Source organism: Sphaerochaeta sp. S2 (genome assembly GCF_016406725.1).
Taxonomy (GTDB): domain Bacteria; phylum Spirochaetota; class Spirochaetia; order Sphaerochaetales; family Sphaerochaetaceae; genus Sphaerochaeta.
This window is the reverse complement of record NZ_JAEKNT010000475.1, coordinates 1-6,616: the sequence shown is the minus strand read 5'-3', so window position 1 is coordinate 6,616 and position 6,616 is coordinate 1. Positions and strand designations below refer to the sequence as shown.

The following is a 6,616-nucleotide window of genomic DNA, read 5'->3' as shown; positions in this document are numbered from 1 at the left end:
TTTTTAAAAAAACCCGGAAATCTTGTTTGGAATGCTGATATATCGACTGATGTGTATGTAGATCTCAATCACAAGTCCAAGGTACTTTCAATTTTGCCGGTAAGCCATGTCTATGAGTTTACCACCGGACAAATATTGGAGCTTATGTGTGGTTGTGAAATTGTATATCTGGGTAAGCCGCCGGTTACATCAATCCTGCTTCCCGCTCTCAAGGACGTAAAGCCCACAATTGTGATGACTGTTCCCTTGCTTATCGAAAAGGTATACCGAAGTGCCGTGCTTCCTGTTACCAAGGGTAACGAGAAGATCAAGAAATGGATGCGTTACTCCTTTACCCGAAAGTTGATCAGCAAGGCAATAGGTCGGAAACTGAAGATGACCTTCGGTGGCCATATGAAGTTCTTCGGTATTGGAGGGGCTCCACTTGATCGAGAAGTAGAACAATTCCTTGCTGATGCAAAATTCCCCTATGCCATAGGCTACGGGCTTACCGAGACCGCTCCCCTGATCGCTGGTGGGAAACCAAAGAAACATTATGTTGGGGTTATCGGTAAATTGGTTGAGCATGTCGATGTGAAGCTGGCCGATCCTGATCCGGAGACCGGAGTGGGAGAGATCTTGGTGAAGGGCCCGAATGTCATGCAGGGATACTATGACAATCCTGAGCTGAACAAGGCAAGCTTCACCGAGGATGGATATTTCAGGACAGGCGATCTAGGGCACCTGGACAAGCATGGCCGACTCTCTATCAAGGGAAGGACAAAGACCATGATCCTGGGCAGTGGAGGGGAGAATATCTACCCAGAGCTGATCGAGTCTGTGATAAACAATCAGGATTTTGTCACTGAGTCATTGGTTATCCCAGAGCAGGGTGGTCTGGCGGCATTGATCAAGATCGACGTTGAAGCCTTTGCCAGCAAGATGGCCTTGAATGTCAATGAGGCTAAGGATGAAGCCCTGAAATATGTCGCGAAAATCAGAGAGGACGTGAACAAGGAATTGAGTGCTTTCAGCCGACTCAGTAGTGCTGAGTTGCAGGAAGAACCGTTCCAGAGAACACCAACCCAGAAGATCAAGCGATTCCTGTACTCCAGAGGCAAAGATGATACAGCAAAGGAAGCCGAAAAGGGTTGAGCCTCATCGCTGAGACGTGGTATACCTTCCCAAAGGAATAATCAGCATGGCAAACGTAGATATCAGAATCAAGCAGGTTGAACCACTTGCTACACCGCAGCAGGTCGTCTCCCTGCTTCCGGTTGATGAACAAACCGCAGAATCCATACGTCGAAGCCGTCAGACGGTTAACGATATCATCCAAGGAAGGGACCAACGATTGCTTGCAATCATCGGTCCCTGTTCTCTGCATGACCCCAAGGCAGCGCTCGAATATGCACGGAAGCTCAAGAAGCTTGCAAGCGAGATCGAGGAAGAGATGTTTGTGGTGATGCGGACCTATTTTGAGAAACCGAGGACCGTAGGTGGTTGGAAGGGTCTGATTCTCGATCCAAAGATGGATGGCTCCTATGATATCGGTGGTGGCATCATGGCTGCCCGTTCCCTCCTGCTGGACATCGTGAAGTTGGGCCTGCCGGTAGGGTGTGAGGTACTTGACCCCATTATACCCCAGTATATTGACGAGTTGATGAGTTGGTCTTCGATTGGTGCAAGAACAACCGAGAGCCAGATCCACCGAAATCTTGCCAGTGGATTGAGTGTGGCTGTTGGGTTCAAGAACAGTACCAGTGGGGACCTGTTTAATGCAATCAATGCCATCAAGAGCGCCCATCAACCGGCATCATTCATTGGTATGGATGCCTCTGGAGCCAGTGCCATCTTCAGGACCACCGGTAATGATTGCTGTCACTTGATCCTTCGTGGTGGCGACCAAAGCCCCAACTACTATGAGGATGATGTAGAGAATGCAAGGGTCTTTATGCAGAAGGAGGGGGTGAATCCCTCAATCATCATCGATTGCAGTCATGCAAACTCCAGAAAACACTATGAAAGGCAGAAACGGGTATTGCGTTCTCTCATTGACCAGGTTTCCTGGGGTGAGAAGGCTATTCGTGGCTTTATGTTGGAAAGCAACCTGGAACAGGGATGTCAAAAAATTCCTGAAGATCTATCTACCTTGAAATATGGCGTATCCGTAACTGATGCATGCATTGGTTGGGATGAGACTGAACGAATAGTGCACCATGCTTGCGATTTACTTCGCAAGGCTCGTAGCGAAGGCGGCATTATCCAGCCGCTGTGAAGAATGGAGGTCTTATCATGATTCCCTCAGTTTTGGTAATCCTTGCAGAAGGGTTTGAAGAGGTCGAGGCTATCACACCGATCGATTTGCTTAGGCGAAGTGGGGCAAAAGTCACCGTTGCTTCCCTTGATACGCTTGCAGTGAAAGGTGCTCATGGTATTGTAGTCCATGCTGATACCACCCTGTCATCCTGCAAGAAAAAGACATTTGATTGTGTGGTCCTTCCAGGAGGAGGGCAAGGGTCGAAGAATCTTGCTGCATCCTTCGAGGTTTTGGAGAAGGTTATTGAGACTGCCCAAAGTGGGGTGGTCGCGGCCATTTGTGCGGCTCCTGCAGTTGTCCTTGGCAAGACCGGCTTGTTGGACGGAAAAAGGGTGACAGGATATCCAGGGACAGAAGAGACTTGTCCTGGTTTGGTACTGGAGAATGAGTCGTTCATCGTGGACGGATCGTTGGTTACCGGACAAGGACCAGGGGCTGCCATGCCGTTCTCATTGGCGCTTATCGGTGTATTGTTTGACCAACGGACGAAAGAAGCTATAGCAGAGCAACTGCAGTACAAGGGGTAAGAAGCGTGGGTGCAATTGGATTTGACAATGAGAAGTATCTGGAGGAGCAACGTCATTACATCCTCGAGAGAGTGAAGCAGAGTGATGGGAAGCTCTATCTGGAATGTGGAGGCAAACTCCTGTTCGACTACCACGCATCACGCGTACTTCCCGGTTTCGACCCGAATGTGAAGATGCGTGTATTCCAATCACTCAAGGAACAGATTGATGTCATCATCTGTATCCATAGTGGTGACATAGAACGGCGAAAAATGCGGAGTGATTTCGGTATCACCTATGATACGGATGTATTCAAGATGATTGACGACTTCTCCAAGTGGGGGTTGAAGGTCACCCGTGTGGTAATTACCCGTTTTGATGAGGAACCAGGCTCGGTCCACTTCAAGAACATTCTCGAGCAACGTGGCATTACCGTTTATACCCATCGTGCAACCCACGGCTATCCGAACAATGTAGACCTGATTGTCAGTGATGAAGGTTATGGTGCAAACCCCTATATTGAAACTGACAGACCGGTCGTTATTGTAACCGGTCCTGGTCCAGGTTCCGGAAAGCTTGGAACCTGCCTTTCACAGATGTACCATGACTATAAGGCAGGAAGGCATAGTGGATACTCAAAGTTTGAGACATTCCCGATCTGGAACCTGCCCATTGATCATCCGGTGAATATTGCCTATGAGAGTGCAACTGCTGATATCGGGGACAAGAACCTGATCGACCACTTTCATGCAAGTGCCTACAACCAGATCACCGTCAATTATTCCAGGGATCTGGAAGCCTATCCTCTTCTTAACCGGATCTTGAGCAAGATTACCGGTGAGGAGTGTCCTTACAAGAGTCCCACTGATATGGGAGTCAATCGATGTGGATTTGGTATCATCAATGATGAGGTTGTCAGGAAAGCTGGTGAGCAGGAAATTATCAGGCGCTACTATCGAGCTGCCTGTGAATATGTCCAGGGTATCGGCACCAAGGATACCGTCGAGCGAAGCCTGTCAATCATGGATGGTGCGAAGCTTTCCAGTGAAAACCGCAGTGTTGTCCCTGCAGCCAAGCAAGCCCTCGAGCGAGGCATTGAGCGGAATAAGGGCATAAATGGAATTGTATGTGCAGCAGCAATTGAATTGCCTGATGGGCGGATCGTCACCGGCTGCAATTCACCATTCCTGCACGCTTCCTCTGCCTTGATCCTCAACGCAGTGAAGGTCCTTGCGGATATCGATCACGAGATCGACCTCATCCCTCCTGCAATCGTCCAGTCTGTGACAGAGATGAAGAGGGATGTACTCAAGGGTAGGGGTGTTAGCCTGAATCTTGATGAGGTACTCATCTGCCTGGCCATGAGTTGCGCGATCAGTGAGGATGCCAAGAAAGCGAGTGCGGTCCTACCACTTCTTCATGGATGTGAAGTGCATATGACCCATATCCCCAGTAGTGGAGACTCCTCAGGGTTGAGAAAACTGGTACTCAATGTTACCAGTGAACCAAAGTTCCCCACCTCTTCCATGTATAATCCAGCCTAGATACCACCGAAAAGACCGGCTATCAAGGGAAGAACCCCCAGGACCGCCAGGATGCGAAATGTATGCATCAGGACGATTTTGGGGGTTTCTAGTCCCAATTCATCACTGATCAAACCCATCTCCTGGATTCCACCAGGGGTTGAGGAGAAGAGACTGGTTGCCCAGTCCAGTGAACAGATCTTGTGCAGGATTGCCGCTGTTACAAATGCCATGAAAAAGAGTTCAACGGTCAGGATGAGTGCAGGGAGCAACAACACCTTGATCTCAAAAAGGGTCTGCACGGTGATTCTGCTTCCTATATAGGATCCTGCCGCTATTTGCACCAACATTTTCAGTATTCTTGGATAGGTTGCCTTGTCGCTGACAAGGTTCAGCAATGCAACCCCTACGATGGAGCCGAGGATTGCACCTGCAGGTATTGCTGCAGCATTGAAAAGCAAACCACCGGTCAATGCACAAGCGATAGTGGCAAGGAACCAGGAAGGAGAGACCGATCTGGATGATCCGACTCGTGTTGTCGCTTGTGCTGGGGAGGTTCGGTCATCGATCTTGAGCATTGCCCTGATCATTGGGGGGAATACTATGATAACGGAGACCAAACGGAAGAGCTGCAAAAGTGCAACGTGTTCCATAACTGCCCCGAAATCAGTAGCCACAAGCGCCAAATCCGATACTCCTCCAGGTGCACATGCAAAGAAGCTTGTCATAAAACTCAAGCTGGTGAAGTGTTGCATGATGAAGGCAAAAAGAAGGTTGGTCGAGAGTAGTACCACAACCAGGATGATGATCGGGAATACCATGGTTTTCAGCGTTTTGATATCACCACGAGTGAAACGGGTCCCGATCACCAAGCCACTGAAGATCTGGACAAAGACACGAAGATCTTCAGGATAGGTAGTGGGAGAGGACTGAACACTGTTGAGTATCATTACTGCAACAAGGGCTCCGATCAAGGTCCCCGCAGGTATTCTGAACCGCCGTAAAACCAGTGCCCCTGTAGCCCCGACACCATGCAATATGAGTAATGGAAGTAAATTCATAGGAAATCCTTGATGCATTGCTCCAGCAGAGAATTGTTGTATACCATCTATCTAATGATTATGGGAGCTATTGTATCATATGTAGGGTGATTGGTGAACCGTTTGTATACAATTATTACCCTCTCTCCAACGCTTGACGTCGCGATATCCTACTGATACCTTCTAGATATGAAATTATCGACAAAAGGTAGATACTCGTTACAGACCATGGTCTATTTGGCCACCTGCAAGGAGAATTGCAGTATACGCTCGATCAGTGAAGCGACTGGTATCAGCAGTGGATATCTTGAGCAATTGATGATTCCCCTTAGGCGTGCAAAACTCGTTGTTGCAGAGCGAGGTGTACAGGGAGGATATCGTATTGCTCGTAATGGAATTACTTGCCATGATGTACTGAATGCCAGTGAAGGTGACTTTCATCCAGTTCCTTGTAAGGATTGCAGTAGGACAGAAGCCTGCAAAACGCACCAGATATGGGCGTTGCTGCAGAATGCAGTGGTAAATTATGCAAAGCAGGTTTTGATCGAGGACCTGGCCTCACACTTGGTTGAACATGAAGTGGGGGGAGGCATATGAAAATTTCCACACGAGGTCGTTACGGCCTAAGATTGCTTGTAGATTTGGCTGAACACCAGAATGAGGGTCCTGTGGCACTCTCCCATGTTGCACACCGGCAGGAGCTCAGTGAGAAATACTTGCAGCAAGTTGCACTGCTTCTTACCCGTGGTGGCTTCCTTGTTTCCATCAAGGGGGCTGGAGGTGGATACCAGCTCAAGGAAAGCCCCGAGAAGATTTTCATCTATGATGTGCTCGATCTCCTGGAAGGGAATATAACCTTTGAGGAAACATCTCAAGGACAGGAATCAGCCATTGAGCGGGTGATAAGGTTGCACTTCTACCAAAAATTGGACCAGGAAGTACGTAAGGTGTTTGAAAATGTCACCTTGGCTGAGGTGACCAGGGCAGAGTGGTTTACCTATATGATCTGAGGGTTTGGCCTTGACAGGAGTCTGTATTTTAAATACTATAAAGACTATAAAAATACTAGGATATAAAGATACAGCAATGGAGGCTATCCGATGAGTGGACATATTTACCAGGACATCACAGAGAAAATTGGCAAAACACCCTTGGTCAAGATCCATCGGCTTCATGATGGGGATGCTACTGTGCTTGCTAAGCTTGAGAGCTTCAATCCTCTCTCCAGTGTGAAGGATCGTGTGGCCC

At 48.5% G+C, this 6,616-nt stretch carries 7 protein-coding genes; 6 read left to right on the top strand and 1 reads right to left on the bottom strand.

Annotation, left to right across the window (positions count from 1 at the left end; translation table 11 throughout):
* From JF818_RS13855 to JF818_RS13840, 4 genes are all read left to right on the top strand, one after another.
* On the top strand, nucleotides 1–1,134 hold a 1,134-nt coding region (locus JF818_RS13855; protein ID WP_198892571.1), incomplete at its 5' end, for an AMP-binding protein.
* 46 nt (nucleotides 1,135–1,180) lie between these two features.
* On the top strand, nucleotides 1,181–2,257 hold the full coding sequence (locus tag JF818_RS13850) for a 3-deoxy-7-phosphoheptulonate synthase (protein ID WP_198892570.1): 1,077 nt from the start codon (nucleotides 1,181–1,183) through the stop codon (nucleotides 2,255–2,257).
* 17 nt (nucleotides 2,258–2,274) lie between these two features.
* The gene (locus JF818_RS13845; protein ID WP_198892569.1) at nucleotides 2,275–2,826 is read left to right on the top strand and encodes a DJ-1 family glyoxalase III; all 552 of its coding nucleotides are present in this window, start codon (nucleotides 2,275–2,277) and stop codon (nucleotides 2,824–2,826) included.
* Nucleotides 2,827–2,831: 5 nt separating this feature from the next.
* The gene (locus tag JF818_RS13840) at nucleotides 2,832–4,349 is read left to right on the top strand and encodes a DUF1846 domain-containing protein (RefSeq protein ID WP_198892568.1); all 1,518 of its coding nucleotides are present in this window, start codon (nucleotides 2,832–2,834) and stop codon (nucleotides 4,347–4,349) included.
* Here JF818_RS13840 and JF818_RS13835 read toward each other — a convergent pair.
* Complete coding sequence (locus JF818_RS13835) at nucleotides 4,346–5,389, bottom strand: AbrB family transcriptional regulator (protein ID WP_198892567.1); 1,044 nt, start codon at nucleotides 5,387–5,389, stop codon at nucleotides 4,346–4,348. The two genes, JF818_RS13840 and JF818_RS13835, sit on opposite strands and share 4 nt — an antisense overlap.
* A gap of 168 nt (nucleotides 5,390–5,557) precedes the next feature.
* Between JF818_RS13835 and JF818_RS13830 the strand changes: the two genes are divergently transcribed.
* Together JF818_RS13830 and JF818_RS13825 are read left to right on the top strand one after the other, a co-directional pair.
* Nucleotides 5,558–5,965: an Rrf2 family transcriptional regulator gene (locus tag JF818_RS13830; RefSeq protein WP_198892566.1), complete on the top strand. Its 408-nt coding sequence runs from the start codon at nucleotides 5,558–5,560 to the stop codon at nucleotides 5,963–5,965.
* Nucleotides 5,962–6,378 carry an Rrf2 family transcriptional regulator gene (locus JF818_RS13825; RefSeq protein WP_198892565.1) on the top strand — a complete coding sequence of 139 codons (417 nt, stop codon included), beginning with the start codon at nucleotides 5,962–5,964 and terminating at the stop codon, nucleotides 6,376–6,378. Before JF818_RS13830 ends, JF818_RS13825 begins: the two co-directional genes overlap by 4 nt.
* The last annotated feature ends 238 nt before the right edge of the window (nucleotides 6,379–6,616 follow it).